This window comes from Dehalococcoidales bacterium (assembly GCA_041656115.1).
Classification (GTDB): domain Bacteria; phylum Chloroflexota; class Dehalococcoidia; order Dehalococcoidales; family UBA5627; genus UBA5627.
The window spans coordinates 18762-40132 of the sequence record JBBAED010000008.1 but is presented as its reverse complement, the minus strand read 5'-3'; the positions used below and the strand labels follow the sequence as shown (position 1 = coordinate 40132).

Here is a 21371-nt window from a genome sequence, read left to right as displayed (position 1 = left end):
TAGTCTACATTTCTCATCCTCTTAGATCCTTCATTACATTCAGGATGACAAAATGAGGGGATAAGATGACAAAAAAGACCCGTTCGCCCTGAGCCTGTCGAAGGGTCAAACGAATGGGAAACCAAAGATTACCGTCCGCCGTTATGGTTCGACAGGCTCACCATGAACGGCTGGAATAACTACTTTGTCTTTGCGAGCGCAGCGAAGCAATCCCTAATAAATCAAGTCAAAAACGGGTGTAAGCACAAAACGCCAAAGAAGCGCTTTATGGTACAATAAAACGAATTAATTACAAGGAAAAGTGTTCAAAATGAAAGATACCGGCTTTAACTTTTTACCGACTATGATTGGAAGCATGCCGCATAAAGATGCCAAAGAGGCCTGCTCTCTGGTGGCGCGCTTTTTAAAAGATATACCCTGTTGGCCGCAATTACCCAACCGCTCGCCCAAAGAAGGAATGGCAGTGCAATTTAGCGCCGGTTTTCCGGGAATTATTGAACTGGGCAGCGACCTGCTATTGGATGAAAAGGAAGACCACAGCGGCGAACTGGAACAGCTTTATATGGCTTATATTGAAAACGATACCGACAAATTTCCGATTACAGAGGAATATGCCGCCGGATTTTATGAATTTTTAAATCAACCCGGTTTATCGCCGCTTGCCGTTAAGGGGCAGGTAACCGGCCCTCTAAGCTGGGGATTAAGTGTCAAGGGCAGCAACGGAAAAGCAATCCTTTACGACGAGATATTGTCCGATGCAGTTGCCAAATTATTAAGGTTTAAAGCGAGCTGGCAGGAAAAACGCCTGTCGCAAATTTCCAAAAACACAATTATTTTTATAGATGAACCGGCAATGACTTCGTACGGTTCGGCTTTCTTTTCACTCCCCAAAGAAAGAATAATAGCCCTTTTGCAGGAAGTTATGGACGGAATCAGCGGGCTAAAAGGGATTCATTGCTGCGGAAACACCGATTGGTCGCTGGTGCTAAGTACGGGGATTGATATTCTTAATTTTGATACATACAACTTCGCCGAAAGCTTAACATTGTACCCCGAAGATGTTAAGGCATTTTTGGAACGAAACGGCGCTATTGCTTGGGGCATAATCCCCACCGATGAAGAAAGTATTCAAAAGGAAACGATTGCCAGCCTAAAGGACCGTTTGGAAGAGGCAATGGCTCCTTTTACTCGTAAAGGTATCGCCTTTAAGCAGTTAGCGGAGCATAGTTTGCTTACCCCCAGTTGCGGATTGGCAATATTAAAGGAAGAGGTGGCGGAGTTGGCACTGGAACTGCTGGCGGGATTGTCTGCGGAGATGAGAAGGGTTTACGGATAGGGTTTATCAGAGGGATTAAGAACGGGGTGACCCCATTGTCATTCTGGACACTTTCCATGTCTTTGCGAGCGCAGCGAAGCAATTCTCCCTTGTCTTTGCGAGACTATTCCTGTAGGGAAGGCGAAGCAATCTCTAATAAATTCTTTGGAGATTGCCACGTCACTCGCCAAAGACTCATTCCTCGCAAAGACAGTGGGGTAATTCTAAGCGCCCTTTTTGTATCATTCAATTCCTCCCTTTTTGTCATTCTGAGCTTATCGAAGAATCTAGGAGTTAGCGAATAGTGTACCGTTCGATTAGCAAATCACACCTAGACGACGCCTCTTTTTTATTGCTGAGGGTGCCTCATAGCCTATGCTTCCTATCCTCTTAGATCCTTCATTTCATTCAGGATGACAAAATGAGGGGACAAGATGACAAAAAAGACTCGTTCGCCCTGAGCCTGTCGAAGGGTCAAACGAACGAGAGACCAAGGACTAACATTCGTCCGCCGTTATGGTTCGACAAGCTCACCACGAACGGCTGGGATAACTACCTTGTCTTTGCGAGACCATTCCTGTAGGGAAGGCGAAGCAATCTCTAATAAATCTGTATGGGATTGCCACGTCACTCGCACAAGGCTCGCTCCTCGCAAAGACGGTAGAATAATTCTGAGCATTCTTCTCAAACAGCCAAAAAAGAAAAATCCGATTATTCATGAAACGGAATAAGTGATACAATATTGCAAGGCGTCTTCGAATTATTCCCAAACTAAAAGGATAATATAAATATGGATAACCTTCCCGAAGTAGTCCGGGCTCTTCTTAACCCCGAGACATACCCCGAAGAAACAAAAACGGTACGATTAGTGCAAACCCAAATGTCGTTTGTTTTTATAACCGACCGCTTCGTTTACAAAATGAAGAAAGCGGTTAACCTGGGGTATGTCGATTACACAACGCTGGCGCAAAGAAAATACTTTTGTGACAAAGAAGTGGAACTGAACAGGCGGCTTTCGCCTGATACCTATATCGGGGTCTTCCCGATTACCAAAAAAGACCAAAATTATTCTTTCGGCGGCAGCGGAGAAGTGATGGAGTACGTTGTCAAAATGAAAATCCTCCCCTACGACCGCATGTTGGATAATCTTTTAAAAGAAGATAACGTTACCGATGATATGATGTCCAGGGTCGCTCGCAAAATGGCGGAGTTTCACAGCGTTGCCGCTACCAATCAAACCATAAGCAAATTCGGAGAAATTGAAGCGGTCAGAGACAATAACGAAGAGAATTTAAACCAAATGAAGCCCTATATCGGCCAAACGTTAACCGAACAAAAGTATCAAAAAATTGCCGATTTTGTTTATAATTTTATCCAAGAAAATGCAGCCCTGTTTGAAGAAAGAGTAGCCTCAAACAAAATAAAAGACTGCCACGGTGATTTGCATGCCGCCCATATCTGTTTTGAAAACGGGTTAATTATTTATGATTGCATTGAGTTTAACGACCGCTTTAGGTATTGTGACGTTGCCGCCGAAGTGGCGTTTTTAGCAATGGATTTGGACCACAACGGCAGAGCGGATTTGGCGCAAAGTTTTATTAAAAGCTATATCGAATACAGCGGTGACGATGATATCAATAAACTGCTGAAATTTTACAAGTGTTATCGTGCTTGCGTCCGAGGCAAGGTTGCCTGTTTTAAATTGGATGACCCATGTGTATCCGCAGAACATAAAAAAGAAGCAAAAGATGAAGCCGAAGCCTATTTTGATTTGGCCTGTTCTTATGCAAACACCGTGCCAACCCTGTTGATAACCGTTGGGCTTACGGGCTGCGGGAAATCGACCATTGCAAGCGGGCTGGCCAAAAAGCTGGGGCTGGCGTATCTTTCATCCGATATTACGCGTAAAAAACTGGCAAACATTGACGCAAAGGAACACCGATTTGATAGTTTTACCGGCGGGATTTATTCTCCGGAGTTTACCCAAAAGACCTATTCCCAACTCTTTAAAGAAACCGAAGAAATACTAAAAGACGGGGGCTCAGTGATTATAGATGCCACATTTGTAAGAGCTGCCGACAGAAAAACCGCTCAAAAACTGGCGGAGAAATACGGGGCAAGGTTCTTTTTAATCGAATGTAACATAGATGACGAAACAGCCCGTAAAAGATTGGATCGGCGGCTTACCGAAGAATCCGTATCCGACGGACGCTGGGAAATCTATCTGGAGCAGAAAAAATTTATGGAGCCGGTTCAGGAAATTCCAGCCGCTTCTCATATTAAAATTAACAATGCCGCACCGAATACGGAAAACATAAGCTGCATAATAGACAGAATCGGGTATATCTAATATAATATATTGGTTTGTACGGAAACAAAGGACGGATTTAAAATGGATGAGAACAAATACGATGTAAAAGACCTTTCGCTTGCTCAAGACGGGCGAGAAAGGATTGAATGGGCGGCACGCGAAATGCCGGTTCTGGGGCTTATTAAACACAGGTTTGAAAAAGAAAAGCCCTTTACGGGTGTGCGTATTTCGGCCTGCCTGCATATTACAACCGAAACCGCAAATTTGGCCCTGGCATTACAAGCGGGGGGCGCCGATTTGGTAATGTGCGCTTCAAACCCGCTTAGCACCCAGGACAGTACCGCGGCAGCGCTGGTGGAATACGGTATTCCCACCAACGCCATCAAAGGCGAAGATGATGCCACTTACTACAAGCATATTAAAACCGCGCTTGACCATAAGCCGCACCTAACCGTCGATGACGGGGCCGACCTTGTCAGTATCCTTCATAAAGAAAGAAACGAATTACTGGAGGATATTATCGGTGGTACGGAAGAAACCACCACCGGTGTTATCAGGCTGCGCAGTATGGAAAGGGACGGTAAACTTAAATACCCGATAATCGCCGTTAACGATGCGCAGACGAAATACCTTTTTGATAATCGTTACGGGACAGGGCAAAGCACTATTGACGGAATTATACGTGCCACCAATGTCCTTTTTGCCGGCAAGAATGTTGTGATTGTCGGTTACGGGTGGTGCGGCCACGGGGCGGCAATGAGGGCTAAGGGGCTGGGTGCTCAAGTGATTGTTACCGAGGTCAAACCCTTACGCGCCCTGGAAGCGGTAATGGACGGCTTTAAGGTAATGCCGATGGAAGAAGCAGCCAAAATCGGTGATATTTTTATTACCGTTACCGGTAATAAACACGTTATCGCCAAAAAACACTTTGAGGTAATGAAAAGCGGGGCGATAGTCTGCAACAGCGGACATTTCAATATTGAAATTGATATCCCGGGCCTGGAGGAGATGTCGGTCAAAAAGAGACAAATCAGAACTTTTGTTGATGAATATACCCTAAGCGACGGACGGCAGATATTTCTTTTGGGTGAAGGAAGGCTGATTAACTTGGCCGCAGCCGAGGGACACCCCTCAAGTGTTATGGATATGAGCTTTGCCAATCAAGCACTTTGCCTTGAATATATGGTTAAACATAGCACGAAATTACAACCGCAAGTTTATGTTGTACCGGAGGATATCGATTTAGAGGTTGCCAGATTAAAACTTGAATCAATGGGAATTAAAATCGATAAACTAACCGCAGAACAAGAAAGATATTTAAACAGCTGGGAAGAGGGGACTTAAAGAGGAGAATTTTATGAGTAACTGTTTCGAAAGTTTACCTAAGTTTATGTTTACATCCGAATCGGTAACCGAGGGGCATCCTGATAAAATGTGTGACCAGATATCGGACGCCATCCTTGATGCGATAATGCTTGAGGACCCCGAAGGCAGAGTCGCTTGTGAGGTTGCGACCACTACCGGGTTGGTTGTGGTTCTTGGGGAAATAACCACAAAATGTTACGTGGATATACCCTCAATTGTAAGAAGCGTTGTTAAGGATATCGGTTATACCAAACCCGAATACGGTTTTGACAGCAATTCAATCGGTGTTATTGTTTCCGTTAAAGAACAATCGACGGATATTGATATGGGCGTCTCCAAATCGGCGGAAGTAAAAAATCTTTCTACCGATGATTTTGATGAAACCGGCGCCGGCGACCAAGGGATGATGGTGGGCTACGCCTGTAACGAAACCCCAGAACTAATGCCGCTCCCGATTTTACTGGCGCATAATCTCTGCCGCAGGCTTGCCAAAACCCGCAAAGAAGGCATTATCCCCTACTTGCGTCCGGACGGAAAATCTCAGGTTACCGCTGAGTATGCTAACGGCAAAGTTAAGAGAATCGATAGTATTGTAATCGGCGCCCAGCACGATGACGATGTAATCCATGAACAAATCGAAAAAGATATTATTAAGTATGTAATCAACGAAGTTGTTCCGCCCGAATTAATTGATGCCAACACTAAATATTATGTAAACGGCACCGGCCGTTTTGTTATCGGCGGACCGGTATCGGATACCGGTTTTACGGGCCGTAAGATTATTGTCGATACCTACGGGGGATTTGCCCGCCACGGGGGTGGCGCTTTCTCCGGTAAAGACCCGACCAAAGTCGACCGTTCGGCAAGTTACATGGCGCGCTATATTGCCAAAAACCTGGTGGCTGCCGGAATTGCCGACAGGATTGAAATTCAAGTGTCGTATGTTATCGGCAACGCTAAGCCGCTCTCCGTTTGTGTAGAAACATACGGAACCGAAAAAGTCAGCCATCAAAAAATTGAAGAACTGATTAGCAGGCACTTTGATTTAAGGCCAGCAGCAATTATTAAACATTTGGATTTACGGCGCCCGGTTTATCGTCAGGTGGCAGCGTACGGACATTTCGGACGCACCGATCTTGACCTTACTTGGGAACAAACGGATAAGGCTGCAATTATCAGAAAAGAAGCATTCGGGGAGTAAATTAGTAAGGGATTTGATATAATAGGCTTACATAGTCTAGAATTGCTCCCCTGTCGCGGGTAGTTGTGAGGTGTGATTGAAGAATAGTCCCATTAAATTTGGAACCGACGGCTGGCGAGGAATTATCGCCGATGATTTTACGTTTGATAATGTCCGTATCTGCTCGCAAGCCGTAGCCCTATATTTACAAAAATCAGATCTTGCCAAACTCGGATTAGTTATCGGTTACGATACACGCTTTGCTTCCAAGGATTTTGCGCATGTTGCCGCTGAGGTAATTGCCGCCAACGGAATCAAGGTATATCTCTGCCAAAAGCCCGAGCCGACCCCCGTTGTAAGTTACGGAACGGTTGCAAAACAAGCCGGCGGCGCGATTGTTATTACCGCCAGCCATAATCCCGGTAATTGGAACGGCTTTAAAATAAAATCACAAGACGGAGCCAGCGCCCCAACGGAAGTTATTTCTAAAATTGAAAAGAACCTCGCAATTGTATCGGAATCCGAAAAAATTAATCGGCTTGCGCTGGACGAGGGAATACAAAAGGGCTTGGTGGAATACGTTAACCTTTACGATATTTATGCGGCACAAATTGCCAAATTAGTTGATATTAACGGCATAAAAAACAAGAACCTCTCCATAGCGGTTGATTCAATGTTCGGTTCGGGCGGCGGGTATTTTAAATCACTGCTGGCTGGAGGCAAGGCCCAAATTACCGAAATTAACGGCGCCCCCAACCCGGCCTTCCCCGGAATAAAACAACCCGAGCCGATTGCAAGTAACCTTACAAACCTGGCGGAGCTTATCAAAACCGACCGCGCCGACATAGGACTGGCAACGGACGGCGATGCCGACCGCATCGGTATTATGGATGAAAACGGCAATTTCTTGACCCAGCTCCAGGTTTACGCCCTCTTGGCACTATACCTGCTGGAGGTTAAGAAAGAACGCGGGGCAATTATAAAAACAATTACCGCCACCGCCATGCTTGATAAACTCGCCGAACTCTATGATGTTCCGATTTATGAAACTAAGGTTGGTTTTAAATACGTGGCCCCACTTATGATTGAACATAATGCGATAATCGGCGGAGAAGAAAGCGGGGGATACGGTTTTAAAGGACATGTTCCCGAACGTGACGCCCTACTGGCAGGCTTGTGCTTCCTGGACTTGATGGTTAAAACCGATAAAAAACCTTCCCAATTGCTTAAAGATTTATATAATAAGGTCGGCGAGCATTACTACGATCGGTTGGATGTTGAATTTACCGAAGAACGAAATTTGATTACCGACCGCGTAAGAAACAGCCACCCTAAAACCATAAATAATACGGAAGTGGTCAAAGAAGACTCTTTTGACGGATTTAGATATACTTTAGCAGACGGCGGATGGCTCCTGATTCGCTTTTCGGGAACGGAGCCTTTACTGCGGATTTATGCCGAAAGTAACAGCAAACAAACAGTGGAGAAACTAATTGAATTCGGGAAAAAACTTGCCGGAGTATAGCCCTATGATTGATTTGGATAATTTGGATATTTACACCGAATACGATACCGAGAAAATGATAAACCATCTCAACGGGTTTGCCGAGCTTTGCCGGCAGGCATGGCGCAAGGCAATGCTTATTGAACTCCCCGGCGATTATGCCGATGTTAACCGTGTTATGATTCTCGGAATGGGTGGTTCGGCCATTAGCGGCGACCTGATTGCAAGATTAACCTTAAATGAATCCAAACTCCCGATAACCGTCAACCGCAGTTATAATCTGCCTGCATTTGCTGATAATAATACGCTGATAATCGCCTGCAGTTATTCAGGATATACCGAGGAAACGCTTTCCGCACTTAGCCAAGCGCTTGCGATAGGCGCAAAATGCATGGTTGTTTCCACCGGCGGCAAGCTCAAAGAAATTGCCGAAGAAAAAAACCTCCCCCTGTTTATTTTTGATTACAAAGCCCAACCTCGCGCCACTTTGCCATTTAGTTTTATGGCAATACTTTGCACACTGCAAAGGCTGGGAATTATCGGGGATAAATCGGCCGATATTGCCGAGACGATACGGATACTCGAACAGCTTACCGAACAAATGGATATTGAGGTTCCGCTGGAGAAAAATCAGGCCAAGCAAATAGCACATAAGCTATACGGAAAGTTTATATTTATCTACGGAGCGGAAATTACTTCCGAAATCTGTTACCGTTGGAAAACGCAATTTAACGAAAACAGTAAAAACTGGGCAGCCAATGAATCGTTCTCGGAATTAAATCACAACACGATTGCAGGATACGAATTCCCGCCCGGTTTTATCGAAGATGCCGTTGTCATCATCTTGCGCTCAGGACTGATATCAAAGCCGATTCTGGCGCGTTACAATGCTACCTGTCGTGTCTTTGAGCGCTACAAAATCAAATACAGCGTTATTGATATCGGCGGAGAAAATGCGCTGGCGCAAATGTTAAGCCTAGTACTCCTCGGCGACTATATCAGTTACTATCTGGCGATTTTAAATAAGGTTGACCCGACCCCGATTGAAACGATTGAGAAGTTAAAACAAGAACTCAGAGGGTAAAACCTGATTTGTTAAAGAGTCACTCCTCACAAGGGCATTTCTTTTATCTTTGTGAGACCATTCTCGTAAGGAAAGGCGAAGCAGTCCTCTTTGTCTTTGCGAGACCATTCCCGAAGGGAAGGCGAAGCAATCTCTAATAAATCTGTATGGGATTGCCACGTCGTTCGCCTAACGGCTCACTCCTCGCAAAGGCGTTTATAATTTGTCATTCTGAGCATAGCGAAGAATCTAGGGGTTGGCGAATAGTGTAGCGTTCGAATACTGATTTTACAGTGGGACGATGCCTTTTATTTATTGCTGAGGATTCCTAATAGCCTGTATTTCCCGTCCTCTTAGATCCTTCACTTCGTTCAGGATGACAAGAGTAATGTCATTCTGAGCCTGCCGAAGAATCTGGGAGTTGGCGAATAGTGTAGCGTTCGGTAACAGGTTTTAGAGTAGAGCGATGCTCCTTTTTTAACTCTGAGGTAACCTCATAGCCTGCATTTCAATCCTCTTAGATCCTTCACTCCGTTCAGGATGACAAAAGCGAGATTGCCACGTCGCTCGTCTAACAACTCGCTTCTCGCAAGGACATCTTTCTGAGGATTGGAAAGCAGAAGCCTCTTAACAACAAAAAGGCCGCAAAGCCAAAACTTTGCAGCCTTCTCTTTTCTAATAAAACCGCAGAAAACTAACGCTTGGTGTACTGAGGTGCCTTACGAGCACGTTTGAGACCGGGTTTCTTTCTTTCTTTGGCACGCGGGTCACGAGTCAAAAGACCGTCGCCTCTTAATGCGGCCTTGAATTTTTCGTCTTCCTTTAACAAAGCGCGAGCAATACCGTGCGATACGGCACCCGCCTGCCCGGAAACACCGCCGCCTCTGACGATAACCGAAACATCAAATTTGCCCATTGTTTCGGTCGCCATAAAGGGTTTCAAAATAAACTGACGGTGCTCGACACTCACAAATCTTTGTTCGTACGGCATTCCGTTTATTATTATCTCACCGCTGCCGGGCATTATTCTTACCTGAGCAACAGCTGTTTTACGTCTGCCTGTTCCATTCGTATAAGTTAATTTTTTCAAAGCTTCCCTCACACACTTTTAACTGATTTATTCTTTTGCAGCCACCTGTGCCGCATGGGGATGGGTATCCCCGGTGTATACTCTTAATTTCTTTATCATACTGTTACCGAGACGATTATGAGGTAACATCCCCTTAACCGCATGTTCAATCACGAACTCCGGTTTGGTTTTCATCATCTTTTCAAGATTAACAACCTTTAAACCGCCGGGATATCCGGAATGTCGATAATAAAGTTTGGATGTCCCCTTATTGCTGGTAACACGAATTTTGTCGGCATTTATAACTACAACATAATCACCGGTATCTACATTACGGGTAAATATCGGTTTATTCTTCCCCATAAGTAAACGAGCAATATCGGTAGCCAGATGACCTAACACCTGGTCGGTAGCATCGATAACATGCCATTCTCTCTTAATATCCGCAGCCTTTGCACTATATGTTTTCACTATTCTCTTCCCCTAAGGATTTATTATAATTAACTTTAATCAGGCACAGACCCTTAGCGGGTGCCGCGGGACCGGCCAAACCAAGTTTTTCCGCTAACATTATACTATGAAACTCTTTATCAGTCACCTTGCCTTGGCCTACCCTGATAAGAGCTCCAACCGTATTACGCACCTGATGCGGCAGAAACGCGTTGGCGATAATATTAAAAACCACCAAATTGCCTTCTCTGTCGAAACGGGCCTTGTAAATACGTCGAACGGTACTTTTTAATTCTATTTTTAAGTTAGTGGCAAACGAAGCAAAATCATGCTCGCCGATAAGCTGTTCGGCAACCCGATTCATTGCTTCAATATCCAATTCCCCGCTAACCCTAAAGGAGTAATCATCCCAAAGCGGAGATCTAACCCGAGTATTTAAAATGTAATACTTATACTCTCGGCTTACAGCTCTTTTTCTAATGTTGAAAGAATCTTCAACCCTGTACGCCGCTTTAACCGCAATGTCTTTTGGCAGATAGTGGTTTAAGCCGGTTATAATCTTATCCGGAACTATGTCCGATTTGGTTTTAAAGCTAACTATCTGCTCTAAGGCATGTACCCCTGTATCGGTCCTACTGGCCGAGCCCACTCTTATTTTTTCACCTGTTAAGCGATACAATGCCTGTTCAAGTGCACCCTGCACCGTCGGAAGCTCTTCTTGTAACTGAAACCCAAAATAATTGCTTCCCTTATATTCAATAATCAGAACCAATTTTTTAGTTCTTATATCTTCCGGAGAGATATTCTCCCCCATCATCAATAACCCTTATTCAAATTTAAAAAGAGCAGACTACTTGGATTTTTCAACCAATTCCAACTGAACCATTACCGCACCGTCACCGAGCCTCGGCCCTAGTTTAGTAATTCGAGTGTAGCCGCCCTGTCGCTCCGCAAATCTCGGCGCGATGTCGGAAAACACCTTATCTACAACTTTACCGTCGTAGAGATAAGCTAACATTCTTCGTCTGGACGCCAAATCGTTACGCTTTCCCAGCGTAATGGTTTTCTCGGCCAGCCCTTGAACCTCTTTAGCCTTGGATTCAGTGGTTACAATTTTTTCGTAATCCATTAAATCAGTCACCAGGTTGCGAAATAAAGCCTTCCTGTGTGCTGAATCTCTACCTAATCTTCTTCCAGATACTTTATGCCTCATTTTTGCCTCTTCCTAAATGTTACCTATTCGGCAGACTCTTTCTTTTTATTCTTTTTCAACGCTGTCATCGTCTTCGCCACCGCCAATGGAGAAATCAATCCCGAGCGCGCGAATACGATCCTGAACTTCCTGTCGCGATTTCTGACCGAAATTGCGAATTCCCAAAAGCTCTTCTTCGTCGGTGCTGACCAATTCGCCTACCGTGGTAATACCACTGCGGCGTAAACAATTCATTGCCCGAACGGAAAGATCGAGCTGTTCAACCGGCATATCATACAATTCCTGCGGGATTGAGGCTTTGAGCGCCTTTTTCTCTTCCGCAATAATTGAAGCCTTGCTGTACTCGACAAACGGCCCGAATTGTTCAACCAAAACCGAAGCGGCTTTGCTCATGGCATCGCCCGGAGCAATTGTACCGTCGGTCCAAATTTCGAGGATTAAGCGCTCCCTGCTGGAAGTCTCCCCGACATGAATCGGTTCGGTATTATAATTCACCTTGCGTACCGGCGAAAAAATCGCATCAATCGGAATTGTACCCACGGACAAATTATCCGTCGAATCGGCGGCCTTAAAACCCATCCCTATTTCTACATCAAAATCTACATAGAATCGAGCTTCGGGTGAATCAATGGTCGCCAGGTATAAATCCGGGTTCACAATTTCAAAGTCGTTGGAGGGACGAATATCCCTGGCGTAAATCGGCCCGTCCTTCTGCTTTTCCAATGACAATTTGGCAGGGCTTCCCGAAAGCGCTTTTAAACGCAAAGCCTTAACATTCAATATGAATTCAAGCACGTCCTCTTTAACGTAAGGAATCGGCGCAAACTCATGCTGAATGCCTTCTATTTTTATCTTGGTAACGGCCGCTCCGGGCAGAAAACCCAATAACACACGACGCAAAGCGTTCCCGATAGTGGTACCGAACCCCTTCTCTAAGGGTTCGATTTCAAACTTTCCGTAATTGTCGTTACCTTCGACACAATTTATATCAGATACAGTTAAACCAAACAAACTCTACCTCCTTGCCAGCCCATCTATCTTGAGTAATACTCAACTACAGACGCTATGTTATATTTCGCCTCTATATCGTCGGGCGTCGGCAAAGATAATACCTTACCAACAACTTTTTCTTTATCTAAATTTAACCATCCGGGAACAACTTTGGAGGCAAGAGAGATTGACACCATCTTAAAATATTCGGTTTTAACACTTCTGGCTCGCCAACTGATAACATCGCCTTCTTTAACAAAACAAGAAGGAATATCGGTTTTCTTGCCGTTCAAATCAAAGTGCCCGTGCTGTACCAATTGACGAGCCTGCGCCCTTGAATCGGCAAATCCAAGACGATAAACTACGTTATCAAGACGCCTCTCAAGAAGCACCAGCAAATTCTCACCGGTAATACCGGTTTTTCTTTCCGCTTCGCTAAAGATACGTTTGAACTGTCTTTCCATGACACCGTAGCTGTAACGTACCTTTTGTTTTTCACGTAACTGCTCACCGCGGTCGGATAAACGACGACGGCGACCGATTTGAGGTCCCGGAGGCTTGGGACGCTTATCAAATGTACATTTGGTAATGCACTTGTTACCCTTGAGCATTAATTTTTCACCGCTGCGCCTGCACAGACGGCAAACTGCTTCTGTATATCTAGCCATTCTTTAGACTCTCCTCCTTTTACGTGCACGACAACCGTTGTGAGGTATGGGGGTGACATCCCTAATACTGGTAATGTACAACCCGGCTGCCTGCAATGCACGCACGGCCGCTTCGCGACCGCTGCCCGGCCCTTTAACAAATACATCAACCTGACGCAAGCCGTGTTCCATTGCTCTGTTGGCGGCATTGGTTGCTGCCATCTGCGCCGCAAAAGGGGTACTCTTGCGTGAACCTTTGAACCCGGCTGCTCCGGCACTGGCCTGTGAAATAACATTGCCGGCCGGATCGGTTAAAGATATGATCGTATTGTTAAAAGTCGCTTGGATATAAGCCCTTCCGCTCGGAATAGACTTACGATCCCTTTTACTTACTTTTGCCTTTGGTTTTTTATTAGCTGCCATAAATTATATTTTCTCCCTCAATACTACGTCTTAGCCATGCCGCGCTTTTGTCCTCTGCCGGCAACCGTCTTCTTTACACCCTTCTGAGTACGCGAATTAGTACGCGTTCTCTGTCCATGCGCCGGAAGATTACGACGATGCCGTAAGCCGCGATAGCTGCCGATATCTATAAGGCGTTTGACATTCAAAGTAACTTCTTTACGAAGTTCTCCTTCAGTTCTGTATTCACGGTCGATAATATCGCGCAGACGGTTATTTTCCGCCTCGGTGAGGTCATCCGATTTAGTAACCGGATCAATCTCAGCCTTTGCCAGTATTTCCATACTGTTGGTCGGGCCTATCCCGTGAATGTATTGTAAAGCATATTTAATTTGTTTGTTTTTGGGTAAATCAACCCCGGCTATACGCGCCATTTACTCCTCCTTATAGACACCCGTCTAACCCTGACGCTGCTTGTGTTTGGGATTTGTGCAGATATTTCTGACCACACCGCGTCTTTTAATGATCTTGCATTTTTCACATCTTGTTTTAACTGATGCTCTAACTTTCATAAAAACCTCTTATTCCTTGCCCGATATACGTCTATTTCAAACGATAAGTTATCCTGCCACGACTTAAATCGTAGGGAGATAACTCTATCAGCACTTTATCACCGGGTAATATTCTAATGTAGTGCACTCTTATTTTACCAGAAATATGGGCTAAAACTCTATGTCCGTTTGCCAGCTCGACATTGAACGTAGCATTCGGCAGAGCTTCAACTACCACACCTTCGACTTCAATTGCTTCTTTTTTAGCCATAATATCTAACCCTATAACGCGGTAAGCACCACGGGCTCACCATCGGTAATCGCAATAGTATGCTCAAAATGAGCAGACAGACTGCCATCGGCGGTATAAACTACCCACCCGTCTCTGCCGGGTTTTGTGCGCCAACCGCCAACATTAACCATTGGCTCTATCGCCAACGTCATTCCTTTTTTTAATTCTATTCCGGTTCCGCGAATCCCAAAGTTCGGAATTAGGGGTTCTTCGTGCATCTCCCGACCGATACCGTGTCCGGTATATTCGCGCACTATCGAAAACCCTTTGGGTTCAACGTACCCTTGGATTGCCGCTCCTATATCGCCCAACCTAGCCCTGTCACGAGCGGCTGCAATACCGGCTGCCAAGGCCCCTTCGGTAACCCGCAGAAGCTCGGCCGCTTTGGGGCTGATGTCCCCAACTCCAACCGTTAAAGCGGCATCCCCTTGGAAACCGTCATATATTGAGCCGACATCCATCGAAACAATGTCGCCGTTTTTAATAATCCTTTCACCGGGAATCCCGTGAACTATTTCTTCGTTTACCGAAACACAAAGGCTGGCGGGAAATCTGTTTTTCCCATGCGGGGGATACCCTTTAAAAGAAGGAATCGCTCCCAGCCGTACCAGTTCTTTTTCAGCTATTAAATCGAGTTCTTTCGTACTCATTCCGGGCTGAATACTGTTTTTTAAGAGTTGCAGCACCTCGGCCACAATCCGCCCGGCTATCCGCATAATTTCAATTTCTTTTTCGGATTTTATTTTAATACCCATAATTGATTCTTAGGCTCTGTTTCGAAGAGCGGCAACAATCCTTTGGGTTATCTCCTCGACTTCACCTTCTCCGTCCACTTCGATCAATCTATCGCTCTTTCGATAGTATTCAATCAAAGGAGCGGTTTCCGTAAAATAGACCCTTAAACGATTTTTAATCGTTTCCAAATTATCATCCGGCCTCTGGTAAAGTTCACCGTCGCAGCTGGAACACTTTTTATGTTCCTCGGTTAGCGTTCCGCTAATGCGGTACGGTAACTGGCAACAACGGCAAACCCAGCGCCCGCTTAAGCGCCGAACCAGTTCGCCTTCTTCAACTTTAATATACACAACACTGTCAATGTTCTTATTTTCTTTTTTAAAAGCCTCATCAAGCGCTTCCGCTTGTATCAGGTTCCTGGGGAACCCATCCAAAATCACACCGTTTTGATTCTCAATCGCCGACAGTTTACCTAAAACCATCTGCACCGTTATTTCATTGGGAACCAAAACTCCCTTTTCCATATATTCACGAACTTTTTTCCCAAGCTCGTCTTCACGCTCTACTGCCTGGCGGAATAAGTCTCCGGTAGCAATCGACACCAAACCGAATTCCTTTGCAACTTCAATCGCTTGAGTGCCTTTTCCCGCTCCCGGAGCCCCAAGGAATATAATATACATTTTATTCTCCCTGGCGCCTTTTTATTTTAAAAAGCCCTCGTAGCGTCTCATTGAAAGCTGAGCTTCCATTTGCTTCATGGTATCCAACACGACACCGACAACAATCAGCATTCCGAAACTGGATAAAACCATAGTAGTCGCATTGCTAACCGTGCTGACAATGAAAGGCATTATCGCTACAACAGCCAAAAATAGCGCCCCTCCCCACGTAATGCGTTCAATCACACCCGTAAGATAGGTCGCTGTCTGCTTTCCGGGTCGAATACCCGGTACAAAACCTCCCTGCCGTTGTAAAACACCGGGAAGGTCCTGTTGCTGGAATATAACCATAGTATAAAAGAATGCGAAACCAAATACCAGCACGAAATAAAACGCCCAATAGATAATCCCCAGCGGTAAGGCTGTATCCGGACTGAATATCTGGACAACCCAATACCAGAAATTATGCGCCTCCACATCCTGGAAATAGCTGGCGATAATACCCGGGAACATTACCAAAGCCATCGCAAAAATCAAGGGAATCATACCGGCGGTATTAACCCTCAGCGGAATATGGCTGGCACCCGATTGTCGGTACATGCGCCCGCTCTTAAAAACACTTTTAGCATATTGGACCGGAATCCGTCTGTGGGCTTCCGTAAAGATAACTATTAAGAAAGTCATCGCTAACCCGACTACAAAGAACGCAATCACCCCGGCAATCTGTCCTTGTTGGATAGCAAGAATGGAATCTCCGGCCATTTCCGGTAACCCGGCAACAATACCGGCAAAGATGATAATCGAAATACCGTTACCAAGCCCGTATTCCGTAATTTGCTCACCCAACCAGACCAAAAACATTGTTCCGGCAATCATTGTCATAATCATAGCCACAGTCAAAAGCGGTGTAGCGACAGCTACCGCACCCGCATTCTGCAGAACAATAAGTTGTCCGTAACCGGCCAAACCGGCTAACGGAACCGTTAACCAATGAGTTATACGACTTATTTTGTTTTTACCGGTTTCCCCTTCTTGAGAAATCGCCTGTAATTTAGGGATTACCGGAGTCATTACGGTCATAATAATCGAAGCCGTAATATAAGGATAAACACCCATAGCGGCAACACTAAAGTTTTTCATCGCCCCGCCGCTGAAGAGATCCATCATTCCCAAAAGGGCGTTATTTTCAAATAACGCTTTAAGGGCAGACGAATCCACACCCGGCAAAGGAACATGAGCAACCAATCGGAATACCACCAGTATTCCGAAGGTTATCAGAAGCCGCCGCCTCAAATCGGGCAGCCTGAAAGCATCAATTGCTGCCTGTAGAAGCCTGGGTTTAGCCATTAGCCACCTCTGTTGCCGTGCCTCCGGCAGCTTCTATCTTGGCCTTGGCTGCCGCCGAAAACTTATCGGCTTTAACGTTCAACGGTTTATTTAAATCGCCGTCTGAAAGTACTTTAATCGGTTTATTATTATTTTTTATAACACCGGCGTTAATCAGTTCAACAACCGTAACTTCACTGCCGGCCTCGAAAACATCCAGCCTGCTTAAGTTGATTATTTCATATTCCGTCTTAAAAATATTGGTAAAGCCGCGCTTGCGCGGAAGACGCTTAATCAAAGGCAGCTGTCCGCCCTCAAATCCTACTCTTAATTTACCCCTGCCGGCACGTGCTTTTTGTCCCTTGCATCCCCTGCCGGAATATGTGCCGCGCCCGCTGCCGTTTCCACGGCCGACACGCTTGCTATCCTTCTTTGAACCCGGTGCCGGGCTTAATAATTCCTGCCTCACTAGTTTACTTCCTCCACTTTAACCAGATGCCTTACTTTCTGAATCATGCCTCTTGCGGCAGAGGAATCTTCAAGCACAACACTCTGATTTAATCGTTTAAAACCCAAAGCAGTCAGGGTTCTTTTCTGGTCCTCGGCATAACCGATGCCGCTTTTTATCAGCGTAACACGCAATTTAGACATCTGCGGCCTCCTCGGTTTCTACCATATCACTGATTATCCCTTTGCGCCTTGCGATATGTACTTTAGGGTCCTTGAGCTGGCTGAGCCCAAGGATAGTTGCCTTGGCGACATTAGTCTTGTTGGCACTTCCCATGGATTTGGTAAGGATATCCTTAATCCCGGCGGCCTCAACCACCGCTCTGACACTACCGCCGGCAATAATACCGGTACCGGGAGAGGCCGGTTTCAAAAGAACCTTTGCCGCCCCGTACTCAACAACCATTTCATACGGAATAGTGGAACCCGCCAACTGAACCTTTACCAAATTCTTTTTGGCAACGGCACTGGCTTTGTTAATTGCATCGGGGACTTCGGCAGATTTACCGGTCCCGATACCGACATGACCGTTTCCGTCACCGGCTACCACCAAAGCGCTGAAACTAAGGCGCTTACCGCCTTTAACAACCTTTGAAACACGGTTGAGGTAAATCAGTTTATCGTTTAACACTAATCCCGATGGGTCTATCTTATTTTTTATTACAAGCTTCTTGGCCAATGCTATAACCCTTCCTTAGAATTTTATTCCGCCCTTACGAGCTCCATCAGCCAGAGTTTTTACTCTGCCATGATATTTGTAGCCGCCGCGATCAAACACTACCTGCGTTACACCGGCTTCCAAAGCCCGCTTAGCTACTAAAAGTCCGACCATTTCAGCCTGATCAGATTTTTTCTTTCCTTCTAACTCTTTGACAACTTCAGGATCCAAAGTTGAAGCGGAAACGAGAGTGTGCCCTTTAGTGTCATCGATAACCTGCGCATAAATATTTTGCAGGCTGCGATAAACACACAAACGAGGTCTCTCGGCAGTACCGCTAATCTTGGCACGAACTCTGGCATGCCTTCTATAACGTCCAGCTCTAGCTGTATTTTTGCTCACTTTTTCTTACTCCCTCCGGTCTTACCGGCCTTAAGGCGTACAACCTCTCCGGCATATCTGACACCCTTGCCCTTATAACTATCCGGCGGGCGTACCTTACGCACTTCTGCGGCGAATTGCCCAACCTTCTCTTTATCAATCCCTTGCACGGTTATCTTGGTTTGTCCGTCCAATACAACGGCTATGCCCTCGGGCATAGTAAACTCAACGGGATGCGAAAAGCCAAGGCGCAAAACCAATGTTTGTCCTGACATTTCGGCACGATAACCAACACCAACGATTTCCAGCTTCTTTTCGAAACCGACACTAACGCCTTTAACCATATTATCAAGCAAAGTCCTGGTAAGGCCGTGCATCGCACGGTGTCTTCGGTCATCGCTGGGGCGAGTAACAGTGAGCGTCCCATCGTCTAAACCAATATTCATCCCGGGATCAAACAAGCGCTCCAAAGAGCCCTTCGGACCGGTTACATTAACTTTATTATCTTCTATTTTGACTGCCACGCCCGCAGGCACGGCTATCGGTAATTTTCCTATCCTAGACATATATAAACGTACCTCACGATTAGTTTACCAGACGTAGCATAAAAGCTCGCCGCCGATTCCTTGGTGCCAAGCCTTCTTGCCGGTCATAACACCCTTAGATGTCGAAATAATTGAAATCCCCATACCGCCGAAAACTCGAGGGATTTCACTGTTTTGTACATAAATTCTTAATCCGGGCTTGCTGACTCTCTTTAGACCGGAAATCATCGGCTGGTTTCTGTCGGCATATTTTAAAACAACTTTAATCTGCCTCTGCATACGACCGCCAACGACCTCGTAATCAGCAATAAAACCTTCTTGTTTAAGGATTTTTGCAATATACAATTTCATCCTCGAGGATGGTATAGAGACCGAATCATGCCGCGCCATACCGGCGTTGCGAATTCGTGTTAACATATCTGCGATTGGATCCGTTACAGACATCCCCTGTACTCCTTACTCTAACATTTAACCGCTGTCTACCAGCTGGCTTTCTTTACTCCCGGGATTTGCCCTGACAGGGCTAATTTTCTAAAACATATACGGCATACGCCAAACGTTCTGATATATGCGCGCGGTCTGCCACATAAACGACAGCGATTATGTCTTTGCACTTCGAATTTGGGAGTGCGCTGTGATTTTGCAATCTTAGATTTCTTTGCCATTTATTCTTCCTCTTTCATAAAGGGCATCCCCAACATTTCCAAAAGCTGACGGCCTTCTTCATCCGATCTGGCTTTGGTTACAATTGTAATTTCCAAACCCCTCAGCTTATCAACAGCCTCAAAACTTATCTCGGGGAAATAGATTTGTTCTTTTAACCCCAACGTATAATTCCCGAAGCCGTCAAAACCGTAGCGCGGAACACCGTTGAATTCCCTGATACGCGGCAAAACAACATTCATCAGTTTACCGAGGAAGTCGTACATCCTTTCACCGCGCAGAGTTACTTTTAAGCCTACCGGCATCCCTGCCCTCAATTTGAAAGCAGCAATAGACCTTTTCGAACGGGTAACCACCGGACGTTGCCCGCAGATAGATATCAAATCTCTCTCGGCAGCCTCCATCGCTTTGGCATTGGTAATAGCTTCACCCATACCAATATTGATAACCACTTTTTCAAGGCGCGGTACGCGCAAAACGTTGGCATACCCGTATTTTTCCATCAATCCGGGAACAACTTCGTTCTTATACTTCTCTTTTAGAGCCGCCATTAATCAATCACCTCCTGGCAAGACCTGCAATAACGCACTTTCTTACCATCCTCTGTCTCTTTGTAGCCAACGCGCACCGGTTTGTTGCATTTACCGCAAAGTAACATCACGTTTGAAACATCAATCGATTCTTCGCGTTCAATAATTCCGGCTTGTCTCGCCTGACCGGTCGGGCGGGCATGTCTCTTAATGAAGTTCACACCTTCCACTATAACGCGGCCTTTCTTGGGGAAGACAAATCTGACTTTTCCCTTTTTGCCCTTGTCTTTCCCGGCAATCACAAAAACATTATCGTTTTTTCTGATATTCATTCTATTAATAACTCCCTACAATACCTCGGGCGCCAGCGAGATAATCTTGGTATAATTCTTATCTCTCAGTTCCCGGGCAACCGGGCCAAAGATTCTGGTCCCTTTGGGATTACTTTCATCAGCAAGTATAACTGCTGCATTCTCATCAAATTTTATATATGAACCGTCCGGACGCCTGTAGGGACATGTGCAGCGTACAATAACCGCTCTTACCACTTCCCCAGCTTTTACCTGAGCGTCGGGAATTGATTTCTTGACCGTCGCGACGATTACATCACCGACAGTGGCAAATCTCTTACCCGTTCCGCCCGGCACATTAATACACATTATTTGTCTGGCACCGGTGTTATCTGCAACTTTAAGCCTAGTATAGGTTTGAATCATCTGAGTTTATCCCTTTTAGATTATTTCCTGAGGCTTGACCTCAGCCACTTCTTTTCTGGCAATTATTTCCGCAACCCTCCACCTCTTATCCTTGGAAAGAGGACGGGTTTCGATTATTTTTACTTTGTCGCCCAATTTGCACTCACTGTTTTCATCGTGGGCTTTATACTTAACAACTTTCCTGATGGATTTCCCGTATAACGGATGTCGCTTAAAAGTTTCGATGGCAACAACCGCGGTTTTTTCCATTTTAGTGCCTACAACATGGCCAATTCTGACTTTTTTATTAGTTTGCATAG

The 21371-nt window shown here is 45.5% G+C and carries 30 protein-coding genes; 6 read left to right on the top strand and 24 right to left on the bottom strand.

Annotated features, from left to right (window positions below; genetic code table 11):
• The first annotated feature begins 310 nt into the window (after window positions 1-310).
• The 6 genes from WC958_05475 (at window position 311) to WC958_05450 (ending at window position 8759) form a co-directional block, all read left to right on the top strand.
• A complete protein-coding gene (locus tag WC958_05475; GenBank protein ID MFA5629680.1) occupies window positions 311-1336 on the top strand; it encodes a methionine synthase in 1026 nt (341 codons plus the stop codon).
• A gap of 769 nt (window positions 1337-2105) precedes the next feature.
• Window positions 2106-3665 (top strand): AAA family ATPase, encoded by a 1560-nt coding sequence (locus WC958_05470; protein MFA5629679.1) that lies wholly within the window; start codon window positions 2106-2108, stop codon window positions 3663-3665.
• Window positions 3666-3707: 42 nt separating this feature from the next.
• A complete protein-coding gene (ahcY, locus tag WC958_05465; protein ID MFA5629678.1) occupies window positions 3708-4970 on the top strand; it encodes an adenosylhomocysteinase in 1263 nt (420 codons plus the stop codon).
• Between the two features lie 13 nt (window positions 4971-4983).
• The gene (gene metK / locus WC958_05460; GenBank protein MFA5629677.1) at window positions 4984-6192 is read left to right on the top strand and encodes a methionine adenosyltransferase; all 1209 of its coding nucleotides are present in this window, start codon (window positions 4984-4986) and stop codon (window positions 6190-6192) included.
• A gap of 76 nt (window positions 6193-6268) precedes the next feature.
• On the top strand, window positions 6269-7696 hold the full coding sequence (locus WC958_05455) for a phosphoglucomutase/phosphomannomutase family protein (protein MFA5629676.1): 1428 nt from the start codon (window positions 6269-6271) through the stop codon (window positions 7694-7696).
• Window positions 7665-8759: a bifunctional phosphoglucose/phosphomannose isomerase gene (locus WC958_05450; GenBank protein ID MFA5629675.1), complete on the top strand. Its 1095-nt coding sequence runs from the start codon at window positions 7665-7667 to the stop codon at window positions 8757-8759. Before WC958_05455 ends, WC958_05450 begins: the two co-directional genes overlap by 32 nt.
• A 673-nt stretch (window positions 8760-9432) precedes the next feature.
• On the opposite strand, the gene rpsI is transcribed toward WC958_05450, so the two are convergent.
• Genes rpsI through rpsQ form a run of 24 tightly spaced genes read right to left on the bottom strand, consistent with a single transcriptional unit; the run spans window position 9433 to window position 21369 of the window.
• A complete protein-coding gene (rpsI, locus tag WC958_05445; protein MFA5629674.1) occupies window positions 9433-9828 on the bottom strand; it encodes a 30S ribosomal protein S9 in 396 nt (131 codons plus the stop codon).
• Window positions 9829-9855: 27 nt separating this feature from the next.
• Entirely contained in the window at window positions 9856-10278 is a 423-nt protein-coding gene (rplM, locus tag WC958_05440) for a 50S ribosomal protein L13 (protein MFA5629673.1), read from the bottom strand.
• Complete coding sequence (gene truA, locus WC958_05435; GenBank protein ID MFA5629672.1) at window positions 10265-11071, bottom strand: tRNA pseudouridine(38-40) synthase TruA; 807 nt, start codon at window positions 11069-11071, stop codon at window positions 10265-10267. Before truA ends, rplM begins: the two co-directional genes overlap by 14 nt.
• Before the next feature lie 36 nt (window positions 11072-11107).
• On the bottom strand, window positions 11108-11470 hold the full coding sequence (gene rplQ / locus WC958_05430; GenBank protein ID MFA5629671.1) for a 50S ribosomal protein L17: 363 nt from the start codon (window positions 11468-11470) through the stop codon (window positions 11108-11110).
• 45 nt (window positions 11471-11515) lie between these two features.
• Window positions 11516-12481: a DNA-directed RNA polymerase subunit alpha gene (locus WC958_05425; protein MFA5629670.1), complete on the bottom strand. Its 966-nt coding sequence runs from the start codon at window positions 12479-12481 to the stop codon at window positions 11516-11518.
• A gap of 23 nt (window positions 12482-12504) precedes the next feature.
• A complete protein-coding gene (gene rpsD, locus WC958_05420) occupies window positions 12505-13128 on the bottom strand; it encodes a 30S ribosomal protein S4 (protein ID MFA5629669.1) in 624 nt (207 codons plus the stop codon).
• Between the two features lie 3 nt (window positions 13129-13131).
• On the bottom strand, window positions 13132-13530 hold the full coding sequence (gene rpsK / locus WC958_05415) for a 30S ribosomal protein S11 (GenBank protein MFA5629668.1): 399 nt from the start codon (window positions 13528-13530) through the stop codon (window positions 13132-13134).
• Between the two features lie 23 nt (window positions 13531-13553).
• Window positions 13554-13943, bottom strand: a complete 390-nt coding sequence (gene rpsM / locus WC958_05410; GenBank protein ID MFA5629667.1) for a 30S ribosomal protein S13 — start codon at window positions 13941-13943, stop codon at window positions 13554-13556.
• A 24-nt stretch (window positions 13944-13967) separates the two neighbouring features.
• Complete coding sequence (gene rpmJ, locus WC958_05405; protein MFA5629666.1) at window positions 13968-14081, bottom strand: 50S ribosomal protein L36; 114 nt, start codon at window positions 14079-14081, stop codon at window positions 13968-13970.
• A 31-nt stretch (window positions 14082-14112) separates the two neighbouring features.
• On the bottom strand, window positions 14113-14331 hold the full coding sequence (gene infA / locus WC958_05400; protein MFA5629665.1) for a translation initiation factor IF-1: 219 nt from the start codon (window positions 14329-14331) through the stop codon (window positions 14113-14115).
• An 11-nt stretch (window positions 14332-14342) separates the two neighbouring features.
• Complete coding sequence (map, locus tag WC958_05395) at window positions 14343-15107, bottom strand: type I methionyl aminopeptidase (GenBank protein ID MFA5629664.1); 765 nt, start codon at window positions 15105-15107, stop codon at window positions 14343-14345.
• A 9-nt stretch (window positions 15108-15116) separates the two neighbouring features.
• A complete protein-coding gene (locus WC958_05390; protein MFA5629663.1) occupies window positions 15117-15767 on the bottom strand; it encodes an adenylate kinase in 651 nt (216 codons plus the stop codon).
• 21 nt (window positions 15768-15788) lie between these two features.
• The gene (secY, locus tag WC958_05385; GenBank protein ID MFA5629662.1) at window positions 15789-17093 is read right to left on the bottom strand and encodes a preprotein translocase subunit SecY; all 1305 of its coding nucleotides are present in this window, start codon (window positions 17091-17093) and stop codon (window positions 15789-15791) included.
• A complete protein-coding gene (gene rplO, locus WC958_05380; protein MFA5629661.1) occupies window positions 17086-17541 on the bottom strand; it encodes a 50S ribosomal protein L15 in 456 nt (151 codons plus the stop codon). Before rplO ends, secY begins: the two co-directional genes overlap by 8 nt.
• A complete protein-coding gene (gene rpmD / locus WC958_05375) occupies window positions 17541-17723 on the bottom strand; it encodes a 50S ribosomal protein L30 (protein MFA5629660.1) in 183 nt (60 codons plus the stop codon). Before rpmD ends, rplO begins: the two co-directional genes overlap by 1 nt.
• Window positions 17716-18240, bottom strand: coding sequence for a 30S ribosomal protein S5 (gene rpsE / locus WC958_05370; GenBank protein ID MFA5629659.1), 525 nt, complete (start codon window positions 18238-18240; stop codon window positions 17716-17718). Before rpsE ends, rpmD begins: the two co-directional genes overlap by 8 nt.
• 33 nt (window positions 18241-18273) lie before the next feature.
• Window positions 18274-18639, bottom strand: coding sequence for a 50S ribosomal protein L18 (gene rplR / locus WC958_05365; protein ID MFA5629658.1), 366 nt, complete (start codon window positions 18637-18639; stop codon window positions 18274-18276).
• Entirely contained in the window at window positions 18636-19184 is a 549-nt protein-coding gene (rplF, locus tag WC958_05360; protein MFA5629657.1) for a 50S ribosomal protein L6, read from the bottom strand. Before rplF ends, rplR begins: the two co-directional genes overlap by 4 nt.
• 24 nt (window positions 19185-19208) lie before the next feature.
• Window positions 19209-19607 carry a 30S ribosomal protein S8 gene (rpsH, locus tag WC958_05355; protein ID MFA5629656.1) on the bottom strand — a complete coding sequence of 133 codons (399 nt, stop codon included), beginning with the start codon at window positions 19605-19607 and terminating at the stop codon, window positions 19209-19211.
• Between the two features lie 35 nt (window positions 19608-19642).
• Window positions 19643-19828 (bottom strand): type Z 30S ribosomal protein S14, encoded by a 186-nt coding sequence (locus WC958_05350; GenBank protein ID MFA5629655.1) that lies wholly within the window; start codon window positions 19826-19828, stop codon window positions 19643-19645.
• Entirely contained in the window at window positions 19829-20377 is a 549-nt protein-coding gene (gene rplE, locus WC958_05345; GenBank protein ID MFA5629654.1) for a 50S ribosomal protein L5, read from the bottom strand.
• Window positions 20377-20688, bottom strand: a complete 312-nt coding sequence (gene rplX / locus WC958_05340) for a 50S ribosomal protein L24 (GenBank protein ID MFA5629653.1) — start codon at window positions 20686-20688, stop codon at window positions 20377-20379. Before rplX ends, rplE begins: the two co-directional genes overlap by 1 nt.
• A 15-nt stretch (window positions 20689-20703) precedes the next feature.
• Window positions 20704-21072 carry a 50S ribosomal protein L14 gene (gene rplN, locus WC958_05335; GenBank protein MFA5629652.1) on the bottom strand — a complete coding sequence of 123 codons (369 nt, stop codon included), beginning with the start codon at window positions 21070-21072 and terminating at the stop codon, window positions 20704-20706.
• Between the two features lie 15 nt (window positions 21073-21087).
• Complete coding sequence (rpsQ, locus tag WC958_05330; GenBank protein MFA5629651.1) at window positions 21088-21369, bottom strand: 30S ribosomal protein S17; 282 nt, start codon at window positions 21367-21369, stop codon at window positions 21088-21090.
• Window positions 21370-21371 lie beyond the last annotated feature (2 nt).